Here is a 24174-nt window from a genome sequence, read left to right as displayed (position 1 = left end):
TCACGCTGGCTGGATTGCCCGCGAAGTCCCGTAGGGTGGGCTTCAGCCCACCAGCCGAATCGAATCCTGACTGGGTGGTGGCTGCCGTGCCCTTGGCAGTGGGTGTCGGATCTCTGTTGGGGGCGGGCAATGGTGGGCTGAAGCCCACCCTACGGCTCTCGTGCATGACGATCACGCTCTAGCGTATCAATTGCGCCGTCTGTTGTTGGGGAGGTGGGGCGCAGAGGGTGCGGGCGGCAGTTTGCAGGTAGGGGGCGAGAATCGGCTGCATGCCCTTGAGCACCTGCACGGGTAGCGCCGAGGTGAAGCGGAAGCTTTCCGCTGCACGACCGGGCACGAAGGCGGTGAGGGTGCCGAAGTGATCCGGGCCGAGAAAGAACACGAAGGTGGCGGTGCGGTTCTGTACCCGTGAGCTGATCACCTGGCCACCGCGGCCCACGCTGGTCAGGCGGTTGTCGCCGGTGCCGGTCTTGCCGCCGAGGATCAGCGGGCTGCCGTCGGCCAGGGTGAAGGTGCCTTGCAGGCGCCGTGCCGTGCCGCCATCGACCACCTGGGAAAGCGCCTCGCGCAGCGCTGCGGCGACCTCCGGCGCCATTACCCGGCGGCCAGATTCCAGCACATGGCCCAGGCGCGTTTCGTAGGGTGTGTTGGCGGCGAAGTGCAGGCTGTCGATACGCACCGTGGGCAGGCGCACGCCGTCGTTCTGGATGATGCCGATCAGCTCGGCCAATGCCGCTGGCCGGTCACCCGAGCTGCCGATGGCGGTGGCCAGGGACGGCACCAGATACTCGAAGGGATAGCCCAGGTTCTGCCAGCGCTGATGGATATCCAGGAAGGCTTCGACTTCCAGCATGATGCGGATGCGGCTGTCCCGAGCGCTCTTGTGGCGGCTCTTGAACAGCCAGCCGTAGACCTCCTGGCGTTCGTCGCGGCTGGCGGCCACGGCGTCATCGAAAGCGGCCTGTGGATGATCGATCAGGTAGGCGAGCAGCCACAGTTCCAGCGGATGTACTCGGGCGATGTAGCCCTGGTCCGGCAGGCTGAAGGCACCCGGCGCATAGCGGGTATACAGATCGGCGATGCGCTTTTCGCTTGGTGGGCTGCCTGGCAGGTGGGCCTTGATGAAGCTACCGAACGTGGCCTGATCGACACCCGGCATCAGATAGCGGTGCACGGCCGCCAGGCGCGTATCGGTGAGGCGCAGGCCACCGATGAAGGTGTCCAGCCGCTCCTGGGCGGACTGGCCCTGGTACTTGCGCCAGAAGCGCAACAGAAAGGTGGTGCCCTCGCGGTCGGCGAAGCGGCTCAGGTACTCCTGGCGCCTTGGGTCCTTGTCGTCCTTGAGCAACTCGGCGCTGTTGCCCGGTGCCTGATAGGTGCTGTAGCGCACCAGATCGCGCATCAGACGGATGAACGGCAGGTTGATCGATTCGCGCAGTGACTCGCGCAGGGTTGGCAGCCGGCCGTTGTCCTCGCGGCGGAAGTTGCCGAAGGTATGCAGGCCACCGCCGGTAAAGAAGCGCTCCGCCGGGCTGGCCGAGTAACGCCGCTCCAGTGCCGCGTCGAGCATGCTGGTGAGGTCTGCCCCCGGGTTGCGCAGCAGGTAGTCGATGGCCCAGCGGCTGAGCAGATCCTGGTCGGCGATATCCTGAGCGCGCAGTTGTGCAGCGCTCATGCCGGCGTGCCGTGCATGCAGTTCGGCGATCACTTCCAGGTAGGTGGCCATTACCCGCAATTTGGCGGTGGAGCCCAGTTCCAGCTTGCTGCCTTCGTTGATATCGAACGGCTGGTGGGTGTTGTCGGTTTGTACTCGAACCTGATTGCCATTGGGTGTGCGCTCGAACAGGGTGAAGCTGTAGCGCACGTCGGCGGTCTTGCTGGGCGACAGCAGGCGGTCGCCGAACAGCCCGACGCTTTCGGCGAATGCCGGGTCGGCGAGCCGTTCGAGGTACAGGCTGACCTGCTGCTGCAGGTCCGAATTGAGGCTGGAACGGGCATCCAGATCGAGGCGGTCGAGCTGGTAGTAGGACAGGTTGAGCAGGCTGGCCAGCCGCGCCCGGGCCATGCTGATGCCCTTGTCGCTGTCGACCCGTTGCAGGTTGGGGTCGGTCTGCCAGTCGCGGTAGGTCACCTTCTGGGCCAGAGCGGCATCGCGCAGGTCGTCGTCGAGCACGCCGCCGCTGGCCAGCAGGCGCAGGTGGCTGTCGGTCAGCTCGGCGAGCTCGTCACGGCCCTTCGACAGGTAGTACGAGGGCCGCCGCTGGGCGATCATCAGCGACAGTACCTGACGCAGTGCCAAGCCCCGTTCGGCCAGGCTGGCGTCGCTGGAGCGCTGCGGGTCGAGCAGGCGGTTGGTGGTGGCGAAGTCGGCGCCGTACCAGATGCGCAAGCCGTCGGCCAGGCCGTGTACCTCGCCGTGCCCCGGTGCAGCCGATAGCGGTACGCTGTTGAGGTAGTCACGCACGATGTTCTGCCGGGCTTCGAGGGTTTGTGGGCCGCCCTGATAGGCGCGCACGCTGGCCGATACCATCTGCCGCAGTTTCTCCGCGGGCGCATGGGTGATGCCATCTGGCGAATGCCGGTACTTCTCCAGTTGCGTGGCCAGGGTGCTGCCGCCCGCGGACTGGTCCTGCATGCCGACGTATTTGCCAATCTGCGAGAGCGCCGCCTTGCTGAAACGCGGCCAGTCCACCGCCGGGTTCGCTTCGGCGGGCTCGCTGGCCAACAGCTTGCGGTCTTCGATGAACAGCAGGCTGCCGACCACCAGTGGCGGAATGGCGGTGAAGCTCGGGTAGCGTTGTCGGGGATTGCGCACGGTGTAGAAGGGCGAGCCACGGCAGTCTTCGATATTGACCCCGGTCTGCGCCTTTTCCGCGAAGGGCGGGAACAAGCCGCGTTCGGCGTAAGCCATCAGCGCCGCAGAGAAGTGACTCTGCTGCAACACCTCGAAGCCTCGGCTCTGCAGGCGCTCGATGAAAGTAGGTAGGTGGCTGTAACCCATGCGTTGATCGAAAGGACCGGCACCCGGGTAAATGATCGCGTCGCTGGGGCCGTTTTCGACCTGATAGGTCAGCTGCGCGGCGTAGCGGCTCAGTTCGCTGGACTGGAAGTAGGCGGTGCGCAGTTCATGGATCAGCAGAGCCGCGCCGATCACCAGCAGAAGCATCAGGATGACGCCGACTGCCCAGCGCACAGGGTGGGACTGCCGCCGAGGTTCGAGCTGCACCGCGGTAGCGGCTTTGCGCTCGCTTACAGGCGGTGCTGGGTCGGATCGCCATAGTGCGCCCATAGTGAGTTGGCCCTGGCTTGTCCTTTATCACTAGCGTAGTCGCTGGGTGGCGGCGTGCCCTGTCCACTGAGCAGAAAACTCGTGTCGGAACGTGAACGACGATTGCAGGCGGGCGCTCTACGCCGGGCATGATCCTTGGCGCAGAATCTGAACCCACGGGTGGCAGGCGGGTCAGGATGCAATCAGCAGGAGGAAGCATGATGCGAACACTCGAATTGGCCGGCGCTCAGGTACCGGTGATAGGTCAGGGTACCTGGCGGATGGGCGAGAATCCGGGGCAGCGGCGGGCCGAGGTGGCGGCGTTGCGCGAGGGGCTCGAGCGTGGCCTGCGCCTCATCGACACGGCCGAGATGTACGGCGAGGGCTGTGCGGAGGAGGTGGTCGGCGAGGCCATCGCGGGTCGCCGCGATCAGGTGTTTCTGGTCAGCAAGGTCTACCCGCACAACGCCAGCCGCGCGGGTGTGACGGCGGCCTGCGAACGCAGCCTGAAGCGCCTGGGTACCGATCATCTCGACCTGTATCTGCTGCACTGGCGCGGGCAGTATCCGCTGGCGGAAACGGTCGAGGCCTTCGAACGGCTGCGCGAGCAGGGCAAGATCGGCCGCTGGGGCGTGTCCAACTTCGATCTCGATGATCTGGAAGAACTCGGTGATCCAGCCTGTGCCACCAACCAGGTGCTCTACAACCCGCAAGAGCGCGGCGTGGAGTTCGACCTGTTGCCGTGGCAGCAACGCCAGGGCATGCCATTGATGGCTTACTGTCCGCTGGGGCAGGGTGGGGCGCTGCTGGCCAATCGAGCCATGGGGCAGGTCGCACAGCAGCATGGGGTGAGTGCCGCGCAGGTGGCACTGGCCTGGGCCCTTCGTCAGCCGAATGTGCTGGTGATTCCCAAGGCCGGTGACCCGCTGCATCTGGCCGAAAATGCCGCCGCTGCCGACCTGCAGCTCAGTGAAGCCGATTTGCAGGCGATCGACGCCGCCTACCCAGCGCCGGCGCGCAAGCAGCGGTTGCAGATGGTGTAGGGATGGTTGGGACGCAAGACGGCCGTAGGATGGTATTGAGCGAAGCAATACCCATCAAGGGTTCGGCGTAGAGTCCCGATTGCCCGGCAAGGCCGTAACCGATTCGCGCCGGGGCGACGCTCCTACTCGATCAGCGGTGTTCGTTGACCCGGTAGCCGCGCCACTGCGGCGAATGGCGCAGGCGCCGCCAGATGTGCGACAGGGCCGCAACCGATTCGCGCCGGTGCGACGCCCCTACTCGATCAGCGGTGTTCGTTGATCCCGTAGGAGCCGCGCCCCGCGGCGAATGGCGCTGGCAGCGCCAACCCATGCGGCAAGACAGCCGCGATGTTGGCGCTCTTCGCGCTGCACCGAAGGCACGCCCGCCCTGCGCAAGAAGGGCGAGCGTATTGGCTCAACCGGCGACCAGCACTCGAATCGCTTCCAGGCGCAGGGCGGCCTTGTCGAGCATGGCCAGGCCCTGTTCGCGTTGTTCACGCAGCGCTGTCAGTTCGCTGTCGCGGACGCTCGGGTTGACTGCTTGCAGGGCGGTCAGGCGGGCCAGTTCCTCGTCCAGCTCGGCGGCCAGGCGACGTTTGGCCTCGCTGACGCGTTCGACATGGCGTGGCTGGATCTTCGCTTCACCGGCAGCGATCTGCGGGTTGAGCGCATCACGCTGCGCCTGTACGAACTTGTTGGCGCTGGCACGAGGCACGCTTTCCAACTGGTCGTTGAGGGTTTCGAAGGAGACCTTGCTGGCCAGATCGTTGCCATTGCCATCGAGCAGGCAGCGCAGCGCCGCTGGCGGCAGGTAGCGACCCAGTTGCAGGCTGCGTGGTGCGACCACTTCGCTGACGTAGAGCAGCTCCAGCAGCACGGTGCCGGGCTTGAGCGCCTTGTTCTTGATCAGCGCCACCGAGGTGTTGCCCATCGAGCCGGAGCGCACCAGATCCATGCCGCCCTGCACCATGGGGTGTTCCCAGGTGAGGAACTGCATGTCCTCGCGCGACAGCGCCAGGTCACGGTCGTAGGTGATGGTCACGCCTTCGTCGTCGCCGAGCGGGAAGCTGGCATCGAGCATCTTCTCGCTGGGGCGCAGGATCAGGGCGTTGTCCGAGTGATCCTCGCTGTCGATGCCGAAAGCGTCGAACAGCTGCTCCATGTACATCGGCAGGGCGAACTGGTCGTCCTGCTCGAGGATCGCTTCGACCAGCGCTTCGCCTTCACCGGCGCCGCCAGAGTTGAGCTCCAGCAGGCGGTCGCGACCGGCGTGCAGTTCGCTTTCCAGGCGCTGGCGCTCGGCAGTGGCTTCGTCGATCAGCGCTTGCCACTGACCATCGTCGGCGTTTTCCAGCATCGGCAGCAGGCGGCTGCCGAACTGATGCTGCAGGGCGTTACCCGTCGGGCAGGTAGCCAGGAAGGCGTTCAGCGCCTGGTGATACCACTGGAACAGACGTTCCTGCGGGCTGTTTTCCATGTACGGCACGTGCAGCTGGATCTTGTGCTTCTGGCCGATACGGTCGAGACGGCCGATACGCTGCTCGAGCAGATCCGGATGCGCCGGCAGATCGAACAGCACCAGGTGGTGAGCGAACTGGAAGTTGCGGCCTTCACTGCCGATTTCCGAACAGATCAGCACCTGGGCGCCGAATTCTTCATCGGCGAAATAGGCGGCGGCGCGGTCACGCTCGAGGATGCTCATGCCCTCGTGAAACACCGTGGCCGGAATGCCGGAGCGCACGCGCAGGGCGTCTTCCAGATCCATGGCGGTCTCGGCGTGAGCACAGATGACCAGTACCTTGAATTTCTTGAGCATCTTCAGGGTGTCGATCAGCCACTCGACACGCGGGTCGAAGCGCCACCAGCGCTGCTCGTCCTCGATCTCCGCCTGGCCCTGGTAGCTGACTTCCGGGTACAGCTCGGCATGCTCGCCCAGCGGCAGCTCCATGTATTCGTCGGGGCTCGGCAGCGGGTAGGCGTGCAGTTCGCGCTCGGGGAAACCCTGCACCGCAGCACGGGTGTTGCGGAACAGCAGGCGGCCGGTGCCATGGCGGTCGAGCAGCTCGCGAGTGAGGCGGGCGCTGGCTTCGCTATCACCGTCGGCGACCGCGGCGAGCAGGGCTTCACCCTCGGCACCCAGGAAACCCTGGATGGTCTTGTGGGCCTCGTCGGACAGGCGACCCTTGTCGAGCAGCTCCTGTACGGCTTCGGCGACCGGCTGGTAGTTGGCGCTTTCGGCGCGGAACGCGGCCAGGTCATGGAAACGGTTCGGGTCGAGCAGGCGCAGACGTGCGAAGTGGCTGTCCTGGCCAAGCTGTTCCGGGGTGGCGGTGAGCAACAGCACACCAGGGATCACCTCGGCCAGTTGCTCGACCAGGCTGTATTCGCGGCTGGCCTTTTCCGGATGCCAGACCAGGTGGTGGGCTTCGTCGACCACCATCAGGTCCCAGCCGGCGGCGAACAGCGCGTCCTGGGCCTTTTCGTCCTCGCACAGCCACTCCAGCGCGACCAGTGCCAATTGCGCGTCTTCGAACGGGTTGCTGGCATCGCTCTCGATGAAGCGTTCGGCGTCGAACAGCGCCACTTCCAGATTGAAGCGTCGGCGCATTTCCACCAGCCACTGGTGCTGCAGGTTTTCCGGCACCAGGATCAGCACGCGGTTGGCGCGCCCGGAGAGCAGCTGGCGATGGATCACCAGGCCGGCCTCGATAGTCTTGCCCAGGCCCACTTCGTCGGCCAGCAGAACGCGCGGGGCGATGCGGTCGGCGACTTCACGGGCGATGTGCAACTGGTGGGCGATGGGTTGTGCACGCACGCCGCCCAGGCCCCACAGCGAGGATTGCACCTGCTTGCTGGTGAATTCCAGGGTGCGGTAGCGCAGCGAGAACCAGGGCAGCGGATCGATCTGCCCGGCGAACAGGCGGTCGCTGGCAAGGCGGAACTGAATGAAGTTGGACAGCTGGGTTTCCGGCAGCGTGACGTTCTGGTTCTGCGCGTCGAGACCGTGGTAGACCAGCAGGCCGTCGACATCGTCGACTTCGCGCACGGTCAGCTTCCAGCCTTCGAAGTGGGTGATCTCGTCGCCCGGAGAGAAACGCACGCGGGTCAGTGGCGCATTGCGGGTTGCGTACTGGCGGGTTTCTCCCGTGGCCGGGTAGAGCACGGTGAGCATGCGGCCGTCCTGCATGAGGATGGTTCCCAAGCCCAGTTCCGCTTCGCTGTCGCTGATCCAGCGTTGCCCCGGTTGATACTCCGCCATGCTGCCTGTCTCCACCTGTGAAAAAGCCGGCTATGGTACCGGAAACGCCGGGCCTCGGCCAAAGGTGCATGCTGTGGATTTGGCACTTACTGACGGATGCCCGGTCAAAAGTGTAGCCACCGTACGCTAAAGTCGCCCATGCGACTGCCGACAAGACTCCAAAGGGAGTTCATCCATGTTGCCGCCGATTCCCCACAGCCTGGTTCCAGTCACTGCCCAGCAGGACGTGGTCAAGCCGCGCCCGGAAATCGCCCCGGTAACCCCCACCGCCGAGGCGGCCCAGGAGGATGCGGTCGGTCTCGACAAGCGTCACCCCCAGGAAGTGGAGGAGCGCTTGCGTGAAGAACAGCGTCGTCGCCAACGGCGTGGTTACAGCGCGGCGGAGCTTGCCGAAGGCGATGTCGATGAAGCCGACGAGCCTGCCATCGAGCAATTGCCTCGTCAGGGGCTGTGGGTGGATGTCGAGGTTTGAGCGGCATCGATCCCACCCCGGCTGATCTGTTCGACAGCCCGGATCTGAACCTGGCGGATGCCGACCTGCGCTATCTGCCTGCCTGGCTCGACCGCGCTACGGCGGATCACTGGCTCGAGCGACTGGTCAGCGAGACGCCCTGGCAGCAGCCCGAGGTCGTGCTCTATGGCCGTCGTCATCCGGTGCCGCGGCTGACCGCCTGGTACGGCGACACCGACGCGCGTTATCGCTACTCCGGCATGACCCATCAGCCGCTGCCCTGGACACCGCTGCTCGCCGAGATTCGCCAGCGTCTGGTGGAGATGCTGGGCTGCCCGCTCAACGGTGCGCTGCTCAACTATTACCGCGACGGTCAGGATTCCATGGGCTGGCACAGCGATGACGAGCGCGAGCTGGGCGATGAGCCGTTGGTGGTGTCCCTGAGCCTGGGAGGCGAGCGCCGCTTCGACCTGCGCCGCAAGGGCCACAACCGCATCGAACATTCGCTTACGCTGGCGCATGGCTCGCTACTGGTCATGGGCGGCCAGACCCAGCATCATTGGCAGCATCAGGTGGCGAAAACGCGCAAGCCGTGCGCGCCACGCCTGAACCTTACGTTTCGTCTGATCCGGGCGCCGCTATGAGCAACGATGTGAAACTGATCGACTTCACCGCCGAGCGCGACAAGCGCATCCATGACCTGCGCGACAAAAAGCTCGAAGAGATGCGCAATGCCTTCGAGCAGGCTCTGCCGATGCCCAAAGGCAAGAAGAAGTCCAAGGGCAAGCCGAAGAAGCGCTGACGGTTCGCCGCGCCGCATGCGGCTGTCGCCTGCCTTGCTCTGCTGATTTCCCGTCGCGCATCCCGCTCGTGGCTGCGCGCAGCCTCCCGTTGACCCAGATCACCTGCTTCCAGCCGTTTGCAGCCGGCGCAGCGCTGCCCTTGATCTGGATCAATGGCCTCAGGCGCTGCGCTGTTAACGTAGCCCCATACCCGAGCAACGGATGCAGGAGGCAACATGTTCGTCGACGTGGTGGTTCTCGCCGGTATCGGCACCGTGGGACTGATGGTCCTGTTCTGCGCCGGGTTCACGTATTTCATCTGGAGAGACGCCAGCAAGAAAAAGCCGCGCTGAATCCGGATTCACGAGCACGCAAGGCATTGGGGCGACTTCGGTCGCCCTTTTTTTCGTGCGCATTTTTTCAGGCGAGCGCATGTGAAAGCGAGACAGCCCTCTGGACAGCATATAGTTAGCTAGCTAATAATTTGCCTTTCTGCACGGAGGCGGAACCGTTTCGCCACGGCTATGTTCAGACAAGTGCCGCTTTTCAGGTAACCAGCGTGTCAGGTAACCATCGTGCGTGATTCCCTGCTGGCGTTCATCGCGCCAAGCCCGCAAGCCATTCAGTTCGCGATCAAGACCCTGCTCGGTGGCGGTCTGGCGCTCTGGCTCGCGTTGCGTTTGGGGCTGGAACAGCCGCAGTGGGCATTGATGACCGCCTTCATCGTCGCTCAGCCATTGTCCGGCATGGTGGTGCAGAAGGGCCTGGCGCGCCTGCTCGGCACCCTGGTCGGGACCTTCATGGCGGTGGTGATGATGGCGCTGTTCGCCCAGACCCCACTGCTGTTCCTGCTCGCCTTCGCGTTGTGGCTGGGGATGTGCACGGCAGCTTCGACCATGCTGCGCAGCGCCTGGTCCTATGCCTTCGTGCTCGCCGGCTACACGGTGGCGATCATCGGCCTGCCGGCCATCGGCAAGCCTCATGTGATCTTCGACGAGGCCATTGCCCGTTCCACGGAGATCTGCCTGGGCATCGTCTGCGCCACGCTCAGCAGCGCCTTGCTGTGGCCGCAGCGGGTCGAGCGCCAGCTGGCGCAGCAAGCGCGAGATGCCTGGCAGACCGGCATCAAGGCCGCGCGTCAGGCGTTGACCGGCGAGGCAGAGGCACGTCAGGGGCTGCTGGAAGCGCTGGCCCGTATCGTCGCCGTGGACGCCCAGCGTGAGCACGCCTGGTTCGAAGGGGAGCGCGGCCGCCAGCGCGCCATTGCCCTGCGCGTGCTCAGTCGCGACCTGCTTGGCGTGCTGCGCTTGGCCCGTGGTGTGGCACGGCAATGGCGGCAGTTGAGCAGCAGCGAAGCCGAAGCAGTCGCCCCGTGGCTGCAAGGGGTGGACGAGCGCTTGCAGCAGGCCCAGGGCGATCTGCCGGTACTGATAGAACGCCTGCGCCAGGCCGCGCAGGACGATGAATTGAACAGCGGCCAGCAACTGTGCCTGGAGCGCATGGCGGTGTTGCTGCTGCGCATCGAGGAGGCCAGCCGGGCCCTGCTCGCCGTCGAGCAGGGCAGGGCGCCTGCCGATGCACCGCGTGCGCTGTCCTGGCATTACGATTGGCAGAGTGCCCTGGTGTATGGCTCGCGCAGCGCCCTCGCGTTTCTCACGCTGGCGAGCTTCTGGCTGGCCACCGCCTGGACCCATGCCACCGGTGCCATGCTGCTGGCCTGCGTGGTCTGCAGCCTGTTCGCCCGGCTCGAAGCGGCGCCGCAGATCGGCATGATGTTCCTGCGCGGCATCCTTTATGCGCTGCCGGTGGCGTTCTTCGTCGGGCAGATCCTGATGCCGCAGATCGACGGGTTCGTCATGCTCTGCCTGGTGCTCGGCGTGCCTTTGTTCTTTGGTGTACTGGGAATGGCGAAGCCGCCGATGGCAGCCACATCGACAGCGTTCTGCCTGCACTTCATCGTGCTTTGCCTGCCCGCACCGGGTGTCGGTTACAACGTCGAGTTCTTTCTCAACGAGGCGCCGGGCATGCTCTTGGGCGTCGGCATCGCCGTGCTGGCGTTCCGCCTGGTGGTGCTGCGCAATCCGGTGTGGCATGGCAGGCGCCTGATGCATGCGATTCTGGTGGATCTCGGCCGCCTGACCCGGCGCGAGCTGGGCCGTGCGGAAAACTGGTTCGGTGGGCGCATGGCCGACCGCTTGCTGCAGCTCGCCCGGCATTATCCGGCGCGGCCGGATCAGGCGCGCAGCCGCTGGGACGACGGCGTGGCCGGTCTCGATCTGGGGGACGAACTGCTGCACCTGCGCGCCTGCCTGGCCAATGCCGATCCCGAACTGGCCCGCTCCCAGCGCCGTTTTCTGCGGCGTCTCGATGATGTGCTGGAGCGCGGCCCTGCACCGGGCCGCGAGGATGACCTGAACGGCCCCGTGGCGGATCTGCAGGATGCCCTGCGCGCCTGTGCGCCCAGTGTCGATAAACGCTTGGCCGAGGCTGCACTGCTGCAATTGCGAAGCGGCTGGCGCCACTGGTGCCACCTGAGAGGAGAAGCCCATGGGCTTGCATGAATGGTCGCTGGGCGGCGTATTGCTGAGCCCCATGGCGGCCTATGCGGTATTGGCGTTGCTGCTCACCGGCGTATTGCGCATGGGGCTGCAGCGCGTGGGATTGGCGCAATGGATCTGGCACGAAGCCCTGTTCGATTGCGCCCTGTTCGTCTGTGTCCTGGCGGCAATCATCGCCGTTCTGGGAACTTGAGGAGAAACGACATGCGTTCGACGATTCGCGTCGGCATTACCCTGGCCATGGTGGTTGCGGCGGTTCTCGCCGGCTCCTGGATCTGGCAGCACTACATGTATTCGCCGTGGACCCGCGATGCCCGGGTACGTGCCGACGTGGTGACCATCGCGCCGGACGTATCGGGCTGGGTGGTCGAGCTCGAGGTGCGCGACAACCAGCAGGTGAAGGCGGGCGATCTGCTGATGAGCATCGACCGTGACCGCTACCAGGCCGCAGTGGAAAAGGCTCAGGCCGTGGTGGATATCCGCAAGCAGCAGCTCAGCCTGCGTGAACACGAAGCCTCCCGGCGCGCGCGCCTGGGCTCCCAGGCGATCAGCGCGGAACTGCGCGAGAACGCGCAGATCAACGCCGAGATGGCGCGCAGCGAATTCCGCGAGGCCCAGGCCGACCTGCGTATCGCCCAGCTCAACCTGGCGCGCAGTGAAGTGCGCGCGCCCCGTGACGGTCAGGTCACCAACCTGGTGCTGGCGCAGGGCAACTACGTGACGGCCGGCCAGTCGGTGATGGCGCTGGTGGATACCAACTCGTTCTACGTGCAGGCGTATTTCGAGGAAACCAAGTTGCCGCGCATTCAGGTCGGTGCGCCGGTCGAGGTCTGGTTGATGGGCGGCGAACAGGAGATCCGTGGTGAAGTGGAAAGCATCAGCCGTGGCATCACCGACCGCAACGCCAGCCCGGACGGCCAGTTGCTGGCCAATGTCGAACCAACCTTCAATTGGGTGCGCCTGGCCCAGCGCATCCCGGTACGCATCAAGCTCGACGGCATGCCCGAAAACGTCCAGTTGAGTGCCGGCATGACCGCCAGCGTGCGGGTGGAATGACCGCTTCCGTAGCCCGACTGGAGTGTTACAGAGCGGCCGCAATCGTTTTCGCGCCGGGGGCGACGCTCCTACGGTCGGCGGAAATGGCGCATTTGCGTAGGAGCCGCGACCTCGCGGCGAATGGCGGTAGCGATGCGGTGTTGTGAAATGGCCGCCATCGTTTTCGCGCCGGGGGCGACGCTCCTACGGTCGGCGGGAAATGCCGCATTTGCGTAGGAGCCGCGACCCCGCGGCGAATGGCGGTAGCGCTGCGGTGTTGCGGAGCGGCCGCCATCGTTTTCGCGCCGGGGGCGACGCTCCTACGGTCGGTGGGAGATGCAGCATTCGTGTAGCCGCGCCCCGCGGCGAATAGTTCGGGCAACACCGATATCGAGTTTTGCCCACGATTCGCCCCGGGGGCGGGGCGCCTACGAATGCAGTGTCTGGCGATCCGGTACGCGTGCGATGCTCAACCGCGCTGCACGCTCGCCGGGGTTCTGCGCATCAGCACTTCGCCGTGGCGTACCGATACCAGGGCATGGCCCTGGGTGCGAATCATCTCGTAGTCGTCGGGGGCCGAAAGAATCAGCAGGTTGGCCGGGCGACCCACTTCGATGCCGTAGCGCTCACCCAGGTGCAGGGTGCGGGCGCTGTTGTCGGTGATCAGGTCCAGGCTGCGCTTGAGGTCTTCGTAGCCGAGCATGTGGCAGATATGCAGGCCGGCTTCGAGGATGCGCAGGATGTTGCCGTTACCCAGCGGGTACCAGGGGTCGACGATGGAGTCCTGGCCGAAGCACACGTTCATCCCGGCGCGGTCGATCTCGGCCACGCGGGTCAGGCCACGGCGTTTCGGGTAGGTATCGAAGCGGCCCTGCAGATGAATGCTTTCGGTGGGGCAGGAGATGAAGTTGATCCCTGACATCTTCAGCAGGCGGAACAGTTTGGAACAGTAAGCGTTGTCGTAGGAGCCCATGGCGGTGGTGTGGCTGGCGGTGACGCGCGCGCCCATGCCGCGCACGCGGGCTTCTTCGGCCAGCACTTCGAGAAAGCGCGATTGCGGGTCATCGGTCTCGTCGCAGTGCACATCCACCAGGCAGCCGGTGCGCTCGGCCAGGTCCATCAGGAACTTGATCGACGACACGCCCTGGTCGCGGGTGTTCTCAAAATGCGGGATGCCACCGACCACGTCGGCGCCCAGCTCCACGGCCTGCTCCATGAGCGCGCGGCCATTGGCGTAGGACTCGATGCCCTCCTGGGGAAAGGCGACGATCTGCAGGTCGATCAAGTGGCGGGTTTCCTCGCGCACTTCGACCATCGCTTTCAGCGCGGCCAGGGTCGGGTCGGTGACGTCGACGTGGGTGCGCACGTGCTGGATGCCGTGGTCGACCAGCATGTCGATGGTCTTCTTGGCGCGGGTCTTGGTGTCCTCGTGGGTGACCAGGGCCTTGCGCTCGGCCCAGCGTTCGATGCCTTCGAACAACGTGCCGCTCATGTTCCAGCTCGGCTCACCGGCGGTCAGGGTCGCGTCCAGGTGGATATGCGGTTCGATGAAAGGGGCGATCACCAGGTTGCTGGCTGCGTCGAGGTCGCCTTCGGTCGCATTGACTGCAGCCGGCTGTGCGGTGATGGCGGCAATCTGTGAGCCGTCCAGCGCGATGTGGAAAAGACCTTCGCGGCCACGCAGGCGGGCGTTGACGATGTTCATGGGGTACTCCTTGGCAGGCTATGAGACGACAGGCGGCGAATCAGCAGGGCGATGCTGATATTCAGCCGGTCGTGCGGATCATCGAACGAGCAGCCAGTCAGCGCTTCGATACGCTGTACACGGTAGCTCAGGGTGTTGCGGTGCACGCCCAGGCGTTGTGCGGCCAGGGCCAGGTTGGCGTTCTCGAAGAACCAGGCTTCGAGCGTTGGCATGAGCACCGGCTCGTGGCGTGAATCATCGCCGATCAGTGGCCCCAGCGTACGCTCGACGAAGCGTTCCAGCAGGCTGCGGTCGCGGATCGCGGCGAGCAGTTCGATCACGCCCAGCTCGTTGAAGCTGCACAGCCCCAGCCGCTCCGGGAAGGCCTGGGCGGCGACCAGTGCCTGGCGCGCCTGACCGAGGGCCCGGGCGAAGCGCTCGGGGGGATGGCTGCCACTGCTGAGGCCGAGAACCGCGTGTTGCGGCTGCAGACGTTCGTCCAGTTCGCCGAGCAGCTCGGTCAGCAGCTTGCGGTTGCGTTGCTCGTCCTGGCTGCTGGTGCAGGGCAGCAGGGCGATCCAGTGCTCGCCCTGGCTGATCAGCGGCAGGGCGTCGCCGAGGCGCTGCAGGCACTGTTCCAGGCGTTGCTGCAGGCACTGGCGGTTGTCGCGCAGCAGGCGTTCACCGCTGTCGGCAGCCTCGCCGTCGAACAGGCGCTCGCCGTTCTGCAGGCGCAGCAGCGCGATCTGGCGTGGCACGCCCAGCGGCAGGTCGAGGCTCGCGGCGCGCTGCAGCAGGATCTCCAGGGATTGATAGTCACCTTCCAGCAATTGCTCCAGTACGTGCTGACGCGAGCTGCCGAGCATCTGTTGCTGGACCAGCGCGGTACCGATGGCCTGGGTCACCACCACCATCTTCAACTGGTAGGGCTGCTCCAGCAGTGGCAAGCCGAGGCGATCGGCTTCGGCCACCACCGTTGCCGGGATGCTCTGGATGTACTCGGCACCGGTAAGAATCACCAGGCCGGCCGTAGCCCGCTCGACTGCCTGGCGTACCAGAAGCAGCAGGTTGGCCTCATCGCGGGGGTGGTTGATCCCGGTGACGAAAACCAGTTCGCCGCCCATCACCCAGTCGGCGATCTCCGCATTCTCCGCTACGTAAGGCCAACGCACCGGGTTGCCCAGTGCTGTCTGGCCCGCGCGCAGGCGCAGGTCATGCAGGCCGGGCAGGGCGAGTACATCGGCGACGCTCAGGCTCATGCGCGAGCGACCTGAGCGCGGGCGGCGAGCAGTTTCTTCGCCTCGAACAGGCTGACGTACACCAACGCGGCGACGGCGATGCCGACCAGCGGCGCGACCCAGGGCGAGAAGTAGGCGCACAGCGAACCGACGGCATAGGCGCCCAGGCCGACCCAGTTGAACGCCGGCAGGCGGGTCTCGGCGAGCAATGGGTACTTGCCTTTATGGCCGTAGAAGTAGTCCGCCATGATCACGCCGCCAATCGGCGGGATGATCGAGCCGAGCAGGATCAGAAAAGGGATCAGCATCTCGTACATGCCGCCGATGGCCAGCAGCGTGCCGATCCCGGCGCCGACCACGGTCACCGTTTTGCGGCGCCCGGTGCGCAGCAGGTTGCAGCCGGCTGCGGCGAAGTTGTAGATGGTGTTGTCCTGGGTGGTCCACAGGTTGAGGAACAGCATCACCACCGCCGCCATCGACAGCCCCTGCAGGACCAGCACTTCGACGACGTCCGGTTGCTGGTAGACGATGGCGCCATAGGCACCGGCAACGATCATCAGGCCATTGCCGAGAAAGAACCCGACCATGCTGGCGATCACCGCGATACGCCCGGTGCGGGCGAAGCGTGTCCAGTTGGTGGCCTGGGTGGCGCCGCTGACGAAGGTGCCGAAGACCATGGTGATGGCCACGCTCAGGGTCATGCTCTGGGTCGGTTCGATGGCCATCAGCGCGCCCATGCCGCCGATGTCGTCGGTGGCGATCCACAGCGAGCAGAGCAGCAGGGCGAGCATGGCCGGCACCGAGATCCGCGACAGGATGTCCAGGCCCTTGTAGCCGATGAACGCGGTGATGCAGAAGGCGAAGCCGAACAGCACCATCAGCGGGATGATCAGGCTTTCCGATAGACCGAGAATCTTCACCAGCACGATGGCGACCGTCGCGGTGCCCCAGGCGTACCAGCCGATCTGGGTGAAGCCCAGCAGCACGTCGGACAGCTTGCTGCCCGCCTCGCCGAAGCAGAAACGGCCCATCAGCACCGAGTTCAGGCCGCTGCGGCAGGCGATCAGGCCCAGTATCGCGGCATAGGTGCCGAGCAGCAGGTTGCCGATGACGGCTGCCCAGATCAGGGTGGTGAAATCGAAGGCCATGCCGATCTTGCCGCCAGCGAACATGGTGGCGGTGAAGAAGGTGAACGAGAACAGCATGATCGAGGTGGAGAACAGACCCTTGCGGGCGCCTGCTGGAACCTCGCTCAGAGGGTAGTCGCTGTCGGTGGTGGGGTGCGTCATTGCCTGGCTCCACGGAGTGAGAGAAGGCATGGCTATAGCAGGCGACGTGCCAACCGATCGGTTTGGCGGGTCGTACAGTGCCGGTTGTGCGGGTTGCACAAGGAAATGCGCTTTTCGGGCGTTTATGAGGATTTTATTTGTGAGGTGTAAACAGTTTTGACTCGGCTTGGTGCGTGGCGAAAGGGCCATGCACCAAGACGGTCACCGGTCCGTACGCAAAGCGCTTTGCCAGGGCGCTTCGATACGACTCGCTCAGCGGGTGCCGAGGAAGTCGCGCTTGCCGATATCGACACCGTTGTGGCGCAGGATCGCGTAGGTGGTGGTCAGGTGGAAGTAGAAGTTCGGCAGTACGTGATCGAGCAGGAAGGCCTGACCCTGGAAATGGGTCTCCTTGTCACGACGTTTGAGGGTTACGGTGCGGTCTTCGCTGCCGTCGAGCTGCGCGGCGCTGATGCTTCCCACGAACTCCAGCACCTTGGCGATGCGCGCCTGCAATTCGGCGATGCTGGTTTCGTCATCGGCGTGGCTCGGGGCTTCTACACCGGCCAGCAGGGCCGCACCGCTTTTCGCGGTATCGCAGGCGATCTGCACCTGGCGGCTGAGCGGGAACATATCAGGGGCCAGACGTGCGTTGAGAAAGACGCCTTGCTCGATCTTGCGGGTTTCGGCGTTGGCCGCAGCGATACCCAGGATGGTCGACAGGTTGTTCAGTTGGCGGGTGAAGACCGGAATCGAGATGCTGTGCATGGACAGGGACATGGTGTGCTCCAGAGAGATGCGTGGGCGCAGATCGGCTGACCTGCGCAGGATATGAACAAGCAGGCGCTTGAAAAACGTAAGCGAGGCCGCCAGCGCAATACCGATGGCGGCCCCGCACAAACAGGCGAAAAAGCGACCGGGGTCGCGCTCGACCGTACGATTAGTACATGAGCATTTTGCACCTGTTTTTAACGCTGCGATGGCAACGCAGGTAGTTTCAACAGCCTGCTAGCCGATAGTGATCGGCGGCAGGGTGGCCAGCTCTACAGTAAGCGCTTTGCGTGGCGCAATGATTTCAGCCTCGCCATCGACCACCAGTTCATCGTTCTGGTTGAACACGCGGGTGGCGATCAGCACGCGAAATTTGGGGCGCTTTTCGAGAATTTCCAGGCGCACGGTGAGGGTGTCGCCCAGTTTCACCGGCTTCTGAAAGGTCATCTGCTGGCTGACGTAGATGGTGCCAGGGCCGGGCAGGGTGCAAGCCACCGCGGCGCTGATCAGCGCGCCACTGAACATGCCGTGGGCGATGCGCTCCTTGAACAGGGTGGTGGCTGCGTATTCGGCATCCAGATGCACCGGGTTGTGGTCGCCGGAAACGGCGGCGAACAGCAGGATGTCGCGCTCTTCAACGGTCTTGCTGTAAGTGGCGGTCTGGCCGACGTCGAGATCTTCGTAAGGGGTGTTGCTGCTCTGTGTCATGGAGTGGGTTCCTGAGGATGTAAGGGTCGCTGCTGGGGCTGCTCGAGCGTTTGTTCCAGCCAGTCGATCAGGTCGCGGGTGACCTCGTCACGATTGAGCTCGTTGAGCAGCTCGTGGCGGGCCTGGGGGTAGCGTTTGAGTGTGGTACGGGCATGCCCCGAGCGGCTCAGGGCGTCGGCCAGGTCTTGCAGGCGCTGGCCCTGGCTGACCGGGTCGTGGTCACCGCCGATGATCAGCAGCGGCAGCCTCGGGTCGATCTGTTTCAGGTTGGCGCTCGGCGTGATCCGCTGCAGGCCCTCGAGCAGATCGAGCCACAACTGGTTGCTGCAACGGAATCCGCACAGCGGGTCGGCAATGTAGCGGTCGACCTCTGCCGGGTCACGGCTGAGCCAGTCGAAAGCGGTACGGGCAGGTTTGCAGGCCTTGTTGAAGGCGCCGAACGACAGCCAGTGGATCAGCGCACTGCGGCCGTTCTTGCCCTGGCGCCAACGCTCGAAGCGGGCAATCAGCGTGGCAGACGTGTAGAGGCGCAATGGCTGGTAGTTGGAGCCACTGAGAATCGCCCCCTGCACACCGCTGCTCTGGTGCATCAGATAAGCCATGGCGATGTAGCTGCCCATGCTGTGGCCGAACAGGAAGATGGGCGTCTGCGGGCACTGCTGACGAATATGGTGATTGAGCGTCGAGAGATCGCCGACCACTCGTGCCCAGCCATCCTGATCCGCGTAGTGACCCAGGCTGCCATGCTGCGCCGTCTGCCCATGGCCGCGCTGATCGTGGGCGTAGAGTTCGAAACCGGCCGCGACCAGTGCCTGGCCAAAACGGGCATAACGGCCGCTGTGCTCGGCCATGCCATGGGCGAGCATCACCACCGCCCTGGGCGCGCCTTCGGCACGCCAGTGGTTGACGTACAGAGGTACGCCATCACTGCTGTCGAGCCAGAAGGTGTGGTGCTGCATGGCAATTCCTTGAGCCTGCGGGTGGCGTGCATTGTAGACCGTGCAGGTGCTGAAATTCACGGTATTGATTGTAGGTTTGCGAGTAGGTGGTCGGCTGCTAAGTTCTCTGAGGCTCAATGATATTCAGGGAAATGAGGACAACAACAATGCAGCCTGATTTCTGGAACGACAAACGCGCCGCTGGCGTGCCCAACGATATCGACATGAACGCCTACGGGTCGGTGCTCGAGGTGTTCGAGCGCTCCTGCAGGGCCTTCGCGGACCGGCCCGCCTTCAGCAACCTGGGCAGAACCCTGAGCTATGGCGAGCTGGACCGGCTTTCCGGTGCCTTCGCCGCCTACCTGCAGCAGCACACCGACCTCGAGCCGGGGGATCGCATCGCCGTGCAGATGCCCAACGTGCTGCAGTACCCCATCGCCGTATTCGGGGCGATGCGCGCCGGGCTGATCGTGGTCAACACCAACCCGTTGTATACCGCCCGGGAGATGCGCCACCAGTTCAAGGATGCCGGCGTGCGTGCGCTGGTGTACCTGAACATGTTCGGCAAGCTGGTGCAGGAGGTGCTACCCGACAGCGAGATCGAGTACCTGATCGAAGCGCGCATGGGGGACCTGCTGCCCACGCTCAAGGGCTGGCTGGTCAACACCGTGGTGAGGAAGGTCAAGAAGATGGTGCCCGACTACCATCTGCCCCAGGCGCTGTCGTTCAAGCGGGTGCTTCGCGAGGGTGCCAGCCTCTCGGTTCGCCCGGTCACCGCCACCCATGACGATATAGCCGTACTGCAATACACCGGCGGTACCACCGGGGTGGCCAAGGGCACCATGCTCACCCACGGCAACCTGATCGCCAACATGCTGCAGGCCGATGCCTGCATGTCCCAGCACGGGCCTGACGGCACTGCGCTGATGAAGCGTGGCCAGGAAGTGATGATCGCGCCGCTGCCGCTCTATCACATCTATGCCTTCACGGTTAATTGCATGTGCATGATGGTCAACGGCAATCACAACGTGCTGATCACCAACCCACGGGACATTCCGGGTTTCATCAAGGAGCTGCGCAAATGGGACTTCTCCGCGCTGCTGGGGCTCAACACCCTGTTCGTGGCGCTGATGGATCACCCTGACTTCAAGACGCTCGACTTCAGCCACCTCAAGGTCACCAATTCCGGCGGCACCGCGCTGGTCAAGGCCACTGCCGAGCGCTGGCAGAGCCTGACCGGCTGCGCGGTGGTCGAGGGCTACGGGCTTACCGAAACCTCGCCGATCGCCAGTGCCAACCCCTATGGCGAGCATGCACGGCTTGGCACGGTGGGCATTCCGGTGCCGGCCACGGCCTTCAAGGTCATCGACGACGACGGCAACGAGCTGCCGCTGGGCGAGCGGGGCGAGCTGTGCATCAAGGGGCCGCAGGTAATGAAGGGCTACTGGAATCGGCCGGAGGCCACCGCCGAGGTGCTGGACCGCGAGGGCTGGTTCAAGTCCGGCGATATCGCGGTGATCGATGAAGGCGGCTACGTGAGTATCGTCGACCGCAAGAAGGACATGATCATCGTCTCCGGCTTCAACGTGTACCCCAACGAGATCGAGGACGTGGTGATGGCCCATAGCAAGGTGGCCAGCTGCGCGGCGATTGGCGTAGCCGATGAAAAGTCCGGTGAGGCGGTCAAGCTGTTCGTGGTCAAGCGCGACGAGAGCCTGACGGCCGAGGAGCTCAAGGCTTACTGCAAGGACAACTTCACCGGCTACAAGGTACCGCGGCATATCGTCTTCCGGGACGCGCTGCCGATGACCAACGTGGGCAAGATCCTGCGGCGCGAGCTGCGCGACAATCCATAAGGGCTCCTGAAACCCCGACTGCGCGATGACATCCGGGAGCCCGACCCGGGTGTCCTTCGCTCGCCCCAGGCAGCGCGAGCGAGGCCGATGAGCTGCAGCGGTCACTTCTCTTTGACGTACATCTGCGATTGCCAATCTGGTCCGGCAGGAAAAGCTGCAGGCGTCTATCATGGGCGTTGCCTGCCGTTCGATGATTTCTGCCAATCGATCCCGAGTGAAAAAAGTTTTGTGACCGTTTGTTTTATTATGGTCACTTTCAGTACTGTCCGGCCTTTTCGAGCTCTGGTCGGTATCTGGCAACTCTGCTACTCTCGGCCCGCTTCGCGCCTCACAGGGGCGAACAGGCAGGCATACATACAACAAACAACCGCATACGCGGTGAAGACAAGCAGTTGCTTAGGAGTGGGTGTCCATGACCGAAAACTTCTGGACGGACAAGTATCCCGAGGGGATCGCGGCCGAGATCGATCCCGACCAGTACCCCAACGTTCAGGCGGTGCTGAAGCAGTCCTGCCAGCGTTTCGCCGACAAGCCCGCTTTCACCAATCTGGGCAAGACCCTGACCTACGGCGAGCTGTTCGAGCTCTCCGGTCACTTCGCTGCCTATCTGCAGCAGCACACGGATCTGCAGCCCGGCGACCGCATCGCCGTGCAACTGCCCAACGTTCTGCAATACCCGGTAGTGGTTTTCGGCGCGCTGCGTGCCGGGCTGGTGGTGGTCAACACCAACCCGCTGTACACCGCCCGTGAGATGGAACACCAGTTCAAGGATTCCGGCGCCAAGGCGCTGGTCTGCCTGGCCAACATGGCCCATCTGGCCGAGCAGGTAGTCCCCAAGACCGGCGTGAAGACGGTGATCATCACCGAGGTCGGCGACATGCTGTCGCCAATCAAGCGCCTGCTGGTCAACGCCGTGGTCAAGTACGTGAAGAAGATGGTGCCGGCCTACAGCCTGCCTGCCGCCATCAAACTCACCGACGCCCTGAGTCAGGGCCGTGGCAAAGCCGTCAGCGAAGCCAACCCCGCCGCCCACGAAGTCGCCGTGCTGCAATACACCGGCGGCACCACCGGCGTGGCCAAGGGGGCGATGCTCACCCACCGCAACCTGATCGCCAACATGCTGCAGTGCCGCGAGCTGATGGGCTCCAACCTCAACGAAGGCAACGAGATCCTGGTGGCGCCGCTGCCGCTTTACCACATCTACGCCTTCACCTTTCACTGCATGGCGATGATGCACTGTGGCAACCACAACCTGCTGATCACCAACCCGCGTGATCTGCCGACCATGATCAAGGACCTGTCCAAGTTCAAGTTCAGCGGTTTCGTTGGCCTCAATACCCTGTTCGTGGCGCTGAGCAACAACGAAGGCTTCCAGAAGCTCGACTTCTCCAGGCTCAAGGTCACCCTGTCCGGCGGTATGGCGCTGCAGCAAGCGGCTGCCGAGCGCTGGAAACAGGTGACCGGCTGCGCCATCTGCGAAGGTTACGGCCTGACGGAAACCAGCCCGGTAGCGTCGGTGAACCCGATTACCAATATCCAGCTGGGCACCATCGGCATTCCGGCACCGTCGACCCTGTTCAAGGTGATCGACGATCAGGGCAACGATCTGGCGCTGGGGGAAACCGGCGAGCTGTGCATCAAGGGCCCGCAGGTGATGAAGGGTTACTGGCAGCGCCAGGAAGCCACTGACGAAGTGATCGACGCCAATGGCTGGTTCAAGACCGGTGACATCGGCATCATCCAGCCCGATGGCTACATCCGCATCGTCGACCGCAAGAAGGACATGATTCTGGTGTCCGGCTTCAACGTCTACCCGAACGAGCTGGAAGAAGTGCTGGTGACCCTGCCAGGCGTGCTGCAGTGCGCCGCCATCGGCGTACCGGACGAGCGCTCCGGCGAGTCGATCAAGGTGTTCGTGGTGGTCAAGCCGGGCATGACCCTGACCAAGGAGCAAGTCCTGCAGCACATGCACGACAACCTCACCGGCTACAAGCGACCCAAGCAGGTCGAGTTCCGCGAGAGCCTGCCGACCACCAACGTCGGCAAGATCCTGCGCCGCGAACTGCGTGATGAAGAACTGAAGAAACTCGGCAAGAAGTAGCCCTGCGCGCTGTCACGAAAGGCCCTGCACTGCAGGGCCTTTCGCGTTGTGCGGGCGGCGCTTCCTCGACACTCGTCGCTTGGCGTTGAGCGAAGCGACACCCAGGGCGAATTTCCGGGTGTCGCTACGCTCGACCCAGGCTAAGCAAGCACACTCCGGTTACTCGGCTTTCAGATACCGCTCGTAAAACTCCAGGGTTGCCACGTTCTTGTCCTTGGACTCGAACATGATGTCGAAGCGGTCGAGGAATTGCAGGACGTACTCGTTCGTCCACTGGTTCCACATGCGCGCGCTGTGGCCATAGAGCTCGCGCTTCGGCACGACCTTCAGCACCTCGGGCATTTCCAGCTTGCGCTCGGCGCTGAGCCCCAGCTCCTGCAGGCTTTCGTGTGGCTGCGAGAGGTGCATGGTCGGCCGTACGCCGCGCCAGCTGTCGATGATGCGCGCCACACGGTCAGCGTGCGGGTCGATGTAGTCGTCCTCATGGATCCAGCAGTGGTGCACGTCCAGCACCACCGGCGCCAGATCGGCCAGGGCCAGGCAGGCGTCGACGCCGTAGGTCTTCTCGTCGTTCTCGAAGGTGATGCAGTGGCGCGCTTCCTGAGACAGGCGCGCCCAGACGGCGCGAGTACCTTCACCACCCAGCTTGCCGGCGATGTGCAGGTTGCATTTGAAATCCTGAAACTGACGGCCGTAGCCCATCATGCGGATCATGTCGGCGTGGTACTCGAACTCGGCGATGCTGTTCTCGACCACATCCGGGCGGTCGGAGCCGAGCACGCAGTACTGGCCAGGGTGCATGGACAGACGAATATTCGCCGCGCGGGCGGCATCGCCTATCGCCGCGAAGCCTTCGATCAGGCGCCGCTGGATGGTCGGGTCCTGATAGAAGGCGCTGACCTTCGGGTGGCTGTAGAACGGCAGCAGGTCGCTGCTCAGGCGCAGCATCTGCAACGGCTTCGGCAGGCTGGCGACATAGGCGAGCAGACGCAGTTGAGCCTGCAGGTTGTGCTCGACGATCTCGACCAGCTTGGCGTGCGCGGCCGCCTGGGCGACGCTGTCCATCCAGCGCAGGGTGGTGGTGCGCGGGTTGAACGCCGCCTCGATGATTTTCAACTCGCCGGCCGGCAAGCTGCGATCAGGGTGGCGGTATTGGCAGGCGAAGCCGACGCGGGGTGACGACATGTGGAACCTCGGAAATGAAAAAGCGCTGTTCGGCATCGGACACTGACGAC

General features: G+C 64.2%; 19 protein-coding genes. 10 read left to right on the top strand and 9 right to left on the bottom strand.

Going from position 1 to position 24174, the window contains the following annotated elements; translation table 11 throughout:
* Window positions 1–178: 178 nt before the first annotated feature.
* Window positions 179–3289 carry a transglycosylase domain-containing protein gene (locus QRN22_RS13715; protein WP_042552139.1) on the bottom strand — a complete coding sequence of 1037 codons (3111 nt, stop codon included), beginning with the start codon at window positions 3287–3289 and terminating at the stop codon, window positions 179–181.
* 200 nt (window positions 3290–3489) lie between these two features.
* Between QRN22_RS13715 and QRN22_RS13710 the strand changes: the two genes are divergently transcribed.
* Entirely contained in the window at window positions 3490–4311 is an 822-nt protein-coding gene (locus QRN22_RS13710; RefSeq protein WP_042552240.1) for an aldo/keto reductase, read from the top strand.
* Between the two features lie 394 nt (window positions 4312–4705).
* Here the strand turns inward: QRN22_RS13710 and rapA are convergent, their stop codons facing one another.
* The gene (gene rapA, locus QRN22_RS13705; protein ID WP_042552140.1) at window positions 4706–7549 is read right to left on the bottom strand and encodes an RNA polymerase-associated protein RapA; all 2844 of its coding nucleotides are present in this window, start codon (window positions 7547–7549) and stop codon (window positions 4706–4708) included.
* A gap of 175 nt (window positions 7550–7724) precedes the next feature.
* On the opposite strand from rapA, the gene QRN22_RS13700 reads away from it, so the two are divergent.
* The 7 genes from QRN22_RS13700 to QRN22_RS13670 all read left to right on the top strand — a co-directional run bounded on the left by QRN22_RS13700 (window position 7725) and on the right by QRN22_RS13670 (window position 12396).
* The gene (locus tag QRN22_RS13700; RefSeq protein WP_042552141.1) at window positions 7725–8021 is read left to right on the top strand and encodes a hypothetical protein; all 297 of its coding nucleotides are present in this window, start codon (window positions 7725–7727) and stop codon (window positions 8019–8021) included.
* Complete coding sequence (locus tag QRN22_RS13695) at window positions 8018–8644, top strand: alpha-ketoglutarate-dependent dioxygenase AlkB family protein (RefSeq protein ID WP_231570107.1); 627 nt, start codon at window positions 8018–8020, stop codon at window positions 8642–8644. The genes QRN22_RS13700 and QRN22_RS13695 overlap by 4 nt, the downstream gene beginning before the upstream one ends.
* The gene (locus tag QRN22_RS13690; RefSeq protein WP_179537662.1) at window positions 8641–8802 is read left to right on the top strand and encodes a hypothetical protein; all 162 of its coding nucleotides are present in this window, start codon (window positions 8641–8643) and stop codon (window positions 8800–8802) included. Before QRN22_RS13695 ends, QRN22_RS13690 begins: the two co-directional genes overlap by 4 nt.
* 216 nt (window positions 8803–9018) lie before the next feature.
* The gene (ccoM, locus tag QRN22_RS13685; RefSeq protein WP_042552142.1) at window positions 9019–9135 is read left to right on the top strand and encodes a cytochrome c oxidase subunit CcoM; all 117 of its coding nucleotides are present in this window, start codon (window positions 9019–9021) and stop codon (window positions 9133–9135) included.
* 222 nt (window positions 9136–9357) lie between these two features.
* Entirely contained in the window at window positions 9358–11343 is a 1986-nt protein-coding gene (locus QRN22_RS13680) for an FUSC family protein (RefSeq protein ID WP_042552143.1), read from the top strand.
* Window positions 11330–11533, top strand: coding sequence for a DUF1656 domain-containing protein (locus tag QRN22_RS13675; RefSeq protein WP_042552144.1), 204 nt, complete (start codon window positions 11330–11332; stop codon window positions 11531–11533). Before QRN22_RS13680 ends, QRN22_RS13675 begins: the two co-directional genes overlap by 14 nt.
* Before the next feature lie 11 nt (window positions 11534–11544).
* A complete protein-coding gene (locus tag QRN22_RS13670; RefSeq protein ID WP_042552145.1) occupies window positions 11545–12396 on the top strand; it encodes an efflux RND transporter periplasmic adaptor subunit in 852 nt (283 codons plus the stop codon).
* Window positions 12397–12844: 448 nt separating this feature from the next.
* On the opposite strand, the gene codA is transcribed toward QRN22_RS13670, so the two are convergent.
* The 6 genes from codA to QRN22_RS13640 form a co-directional block, all read right to left on the bottom strand.
* Window positions 12845–14080: a cytosine deaminase gene (gene codA, locus QRN22_RS13665; RefSeq protein WP_042552146.1), complete on the bottom strand. Its 1236-nt coding sequence runs from the start codon at window positions 14078–14080 to the stop codon at window positions 12845–12847.
* Complete coding sequence (locus tag QRN22_RS13660; protein ID WP_042552147.1) at window positions 14077–15318, bottom strand: PucR family transcriptional regulator; 1242 nt, start codon at window positions 15316–15318, stop codon at window positions 14077–14079. The genes codA and QRN22_RS13660 overlap by 4 nt, the downstream gene beginning before the upstream one ends.
* Entirely contained in the window at window positions 15315–16586 is a 1272-nt protein-coding gene (codB, locus tag QRN22_RS13655) for a cytosine permease (RefSeq protein ID WP_042552148.1), read from the bottom strand. Before codB ends, QRN22_RS13660 begins: the two co-directional genes overlap by 4 nt.
* Before the next feature lie 252 nt (window positions 16587–16838).
* Window positions 16839–17345: a DUF1993 domain-containing protein gene (locus QRN22_RS13650; RefSeq protein ID WP_042552149.1), complete on the bottom strand. Its 507-nt coding sequence runs from the start codon at window positions 17343–17345 to the stop codon at window positions 16839–16841.
* A 228-nt stretch (window positions 17346–17573) separates the two neighbouring features.
* Complete coding sequence (locus QRN22_RS13645) at window positions 17574–18044, bottom strand: MaoC family dehydratase (RefSeq protein ID WP_042552150.1); 471 nt, start codon at window positions 18042–18044, stop codon at window positions 17574–17576.
* On the bottom strand, window positions 18041–19003 hold the full coding sequence (locus QRN22_RS13640; RefSeq protein ID WP_042552151.1) for an alpha/beta hydrolase: 963 nt from the start codon (window positions 19001–19003) through the stop codon (window positions 18041–18043). The genes QRN22_RS13645 and QRN22_RS13640 overlap by 4 nt, the downstream gene beginning before the upstream one ends.
* Before the next feature lie 146 nt (window positions 19004–19149).
* Between QRN22_RS13640 and fadD2 the strand changes: the two genes are divergently transcribed.
* Window positions 19150–20838, top strand: a complete 1689-nt coding sequence (fadD2, locus tag QRN22_RS13635) for a long-chain-fatty-acid--CoA ligase FadD2 (RefSeq protein ID WP_042552152.1) — start codon at window positions 19150–19152, stop codon at window positions 20836–20838.
* Window positions 20839–21250: 412 nt separating this feature from the next.
* On the top strand, window positions 21251–22939 hold the full coding sequence (gene fadD1, locus QRN22_RS13630) for a long-chain-fatty-acid--CoA ligase FadD1 (protein WP_042552153.1): 1689 nt from the start codon (window positions 21251–21253) through the stop codon (window positions 22937–22939).
* A gap of 159 nt (window positions 22940–23098) precedes the next feature.
* Here fadD1 and uvsE read toward each other — a convergent pair whose 3' ends face one another.
* Window positions 23099–24124, bottom strand: a complete 1026-nt coding sequence (uvsE, locus tag QRN22_RS13625) for a UV DNA damage repair endonuclease UvsE (protein ID WP_042552154.1) — start codon at window positions 24122–24124, stop codon at window positions 23099–23101.
* Between the last annotated feature and the right edge of the window lie 50 nt (window positions 24125–24174).

Origin of the sequence: Pseudomonas sp. MEJ086 (assembly GCF_030209025.1) — a bacterium.
Lineage (GTDB): Bacteria > Pseudomonadota > Gammaproteobacteria > Pseudomonadales > Pseudomonadaceae > Aquipseudomonas > Aquipseudomonas fulva_A.
The sequence above is the reverse complement of the archived record's forward strand: the minus strand, read 5'-3'. Positions and strand labels throughout refer to the sequence as shown.

What these genes read in the sequence shown, in the direction of transcription:
- QRN22_RS13715 (WP_042552139.1), bottom strand. Translation starts at nt 3,289, where the DNA reads ATGGGCGCACTATGGCGATCCGACCCAGCACCGCCTGTAAGCGAGCGC.
- QRN22_RS13710 (WP_042552240.1), top strand. Translation starts at nt 3,490, where the DNA reads ATGCGAACACTCGAATTGGCCGGCGCTCAGGTACCGGTGATAGGTCAG.
- rapA (WP_042552140.1), bottom strand. Translation starts at nt 7,549, where the DNA reads ATGGCGGAGTATCAACCGGGGCAACGCTGGATCAGCGACAGCGAAGCG.
- QRN22_RS13700 (WP_042552141.1), top strand. Translation starts at nt 7,725, where the DNA reads ATGTTGCCGCCGATTCCCCACAGCCTGGTTCCAGTCACTGCCCAGCAG.
- QRN22_RS13690 (WP_179537662.1), top strand. Translation starts at nt 8,641, where the DNA reads ATGAGCAACGATGTGAAACTGATCGACTTCACCGCCGAGCGCGACAAG.
- ccoM (WP_042552142.1), top strand. Translation starts at nt 9,019, where the DNA reads ATGTTCGTCGACGTGGTGGTTCTCGCCGGTATCGGCACCGTGGGACTG.
- QRN22_RS13675 (WP_042552144.1), top strand. Translation starts at nt 11,330, where the DNA reads ATGGGCTTGCATGAATGGTCGCTGGGCGGCGTATTGCTGAGCCCCATG.
- QRN22_RS13670 (WP_042552145.1), top strand. Translation starts at nt 11,545, where the DNA reads ATGCGTTCGACGATTCGCGTCGGCATTACCCTGGCCATGGTGGTTGCG.
- codA (WP_042552146.1), bottom strand. Translation starts at nt 14,080, where the DNA reads ATGAACATCGTCAACGCCCGCCTGCGTGGCCGCGAAGGTCTTTTCCAC.
- QRN22_RS13660 (WP_042552147.1), bottom strand. Translation starts at nt 15,318, where the DNA reads ATGAGCCTGAGCGTCGCCGATGTACTCGCCCTGCCCGGCCTGCATGAC.
- codB (WP_042552148.1), bottom strand. Translation starts at nt 16,586, where the DNA reads ATGACGCACCCCACCACCGACAGCGACTACCCTCTGAGCGAGGTTCCA.
- QRN22_RS13650 (WP_042552149.1), bottom strand. Translation starts at nt 17,345, where the DNA reads ATGTCCCTGTCCATGCACAGCATCTCGATTCCGGTCTTCACCCGCCAA.
- QRN22_RS13645 (WP_042552150.1), bottom strand. Translation starts at nt 18,044, where the DNA reads ATGACACAGAGCAGCAACACCCCTTACGAAGATCTCGACGTCGGCCAG.
- QRN22_RS13640 (WP_042552151.1), bottom strand. Translation starts at nt 19,003, where the DNA reads ATGCAGCACCACACCTTCTGGCTCGACAGCAGTGATGGCGTACCTCTG.
- fadD2 (WP_042552152.1), top strand. Translation starts at nt 19,150, where the DNA reads ATGCAGCCTGATTTCTGGAACGACAAACGCGCCGCTGGCGTGCCCAAC.
- fadD1 (WP_042552153.1), top strand. Translation starts at nt 21,251, where the DNA reads ATGACCGAAAACTTCTGGACGGACAAGTATCCCGAGGGGATCGCGGCC.
- uvsE (WP_042552154.1), bottom strand. Translation starts at nt 24,124, where the DNA reads ATGTCGTCACCCCGCGTCGGCTTCGCCTGCCAATACCGCCACCCTGAT.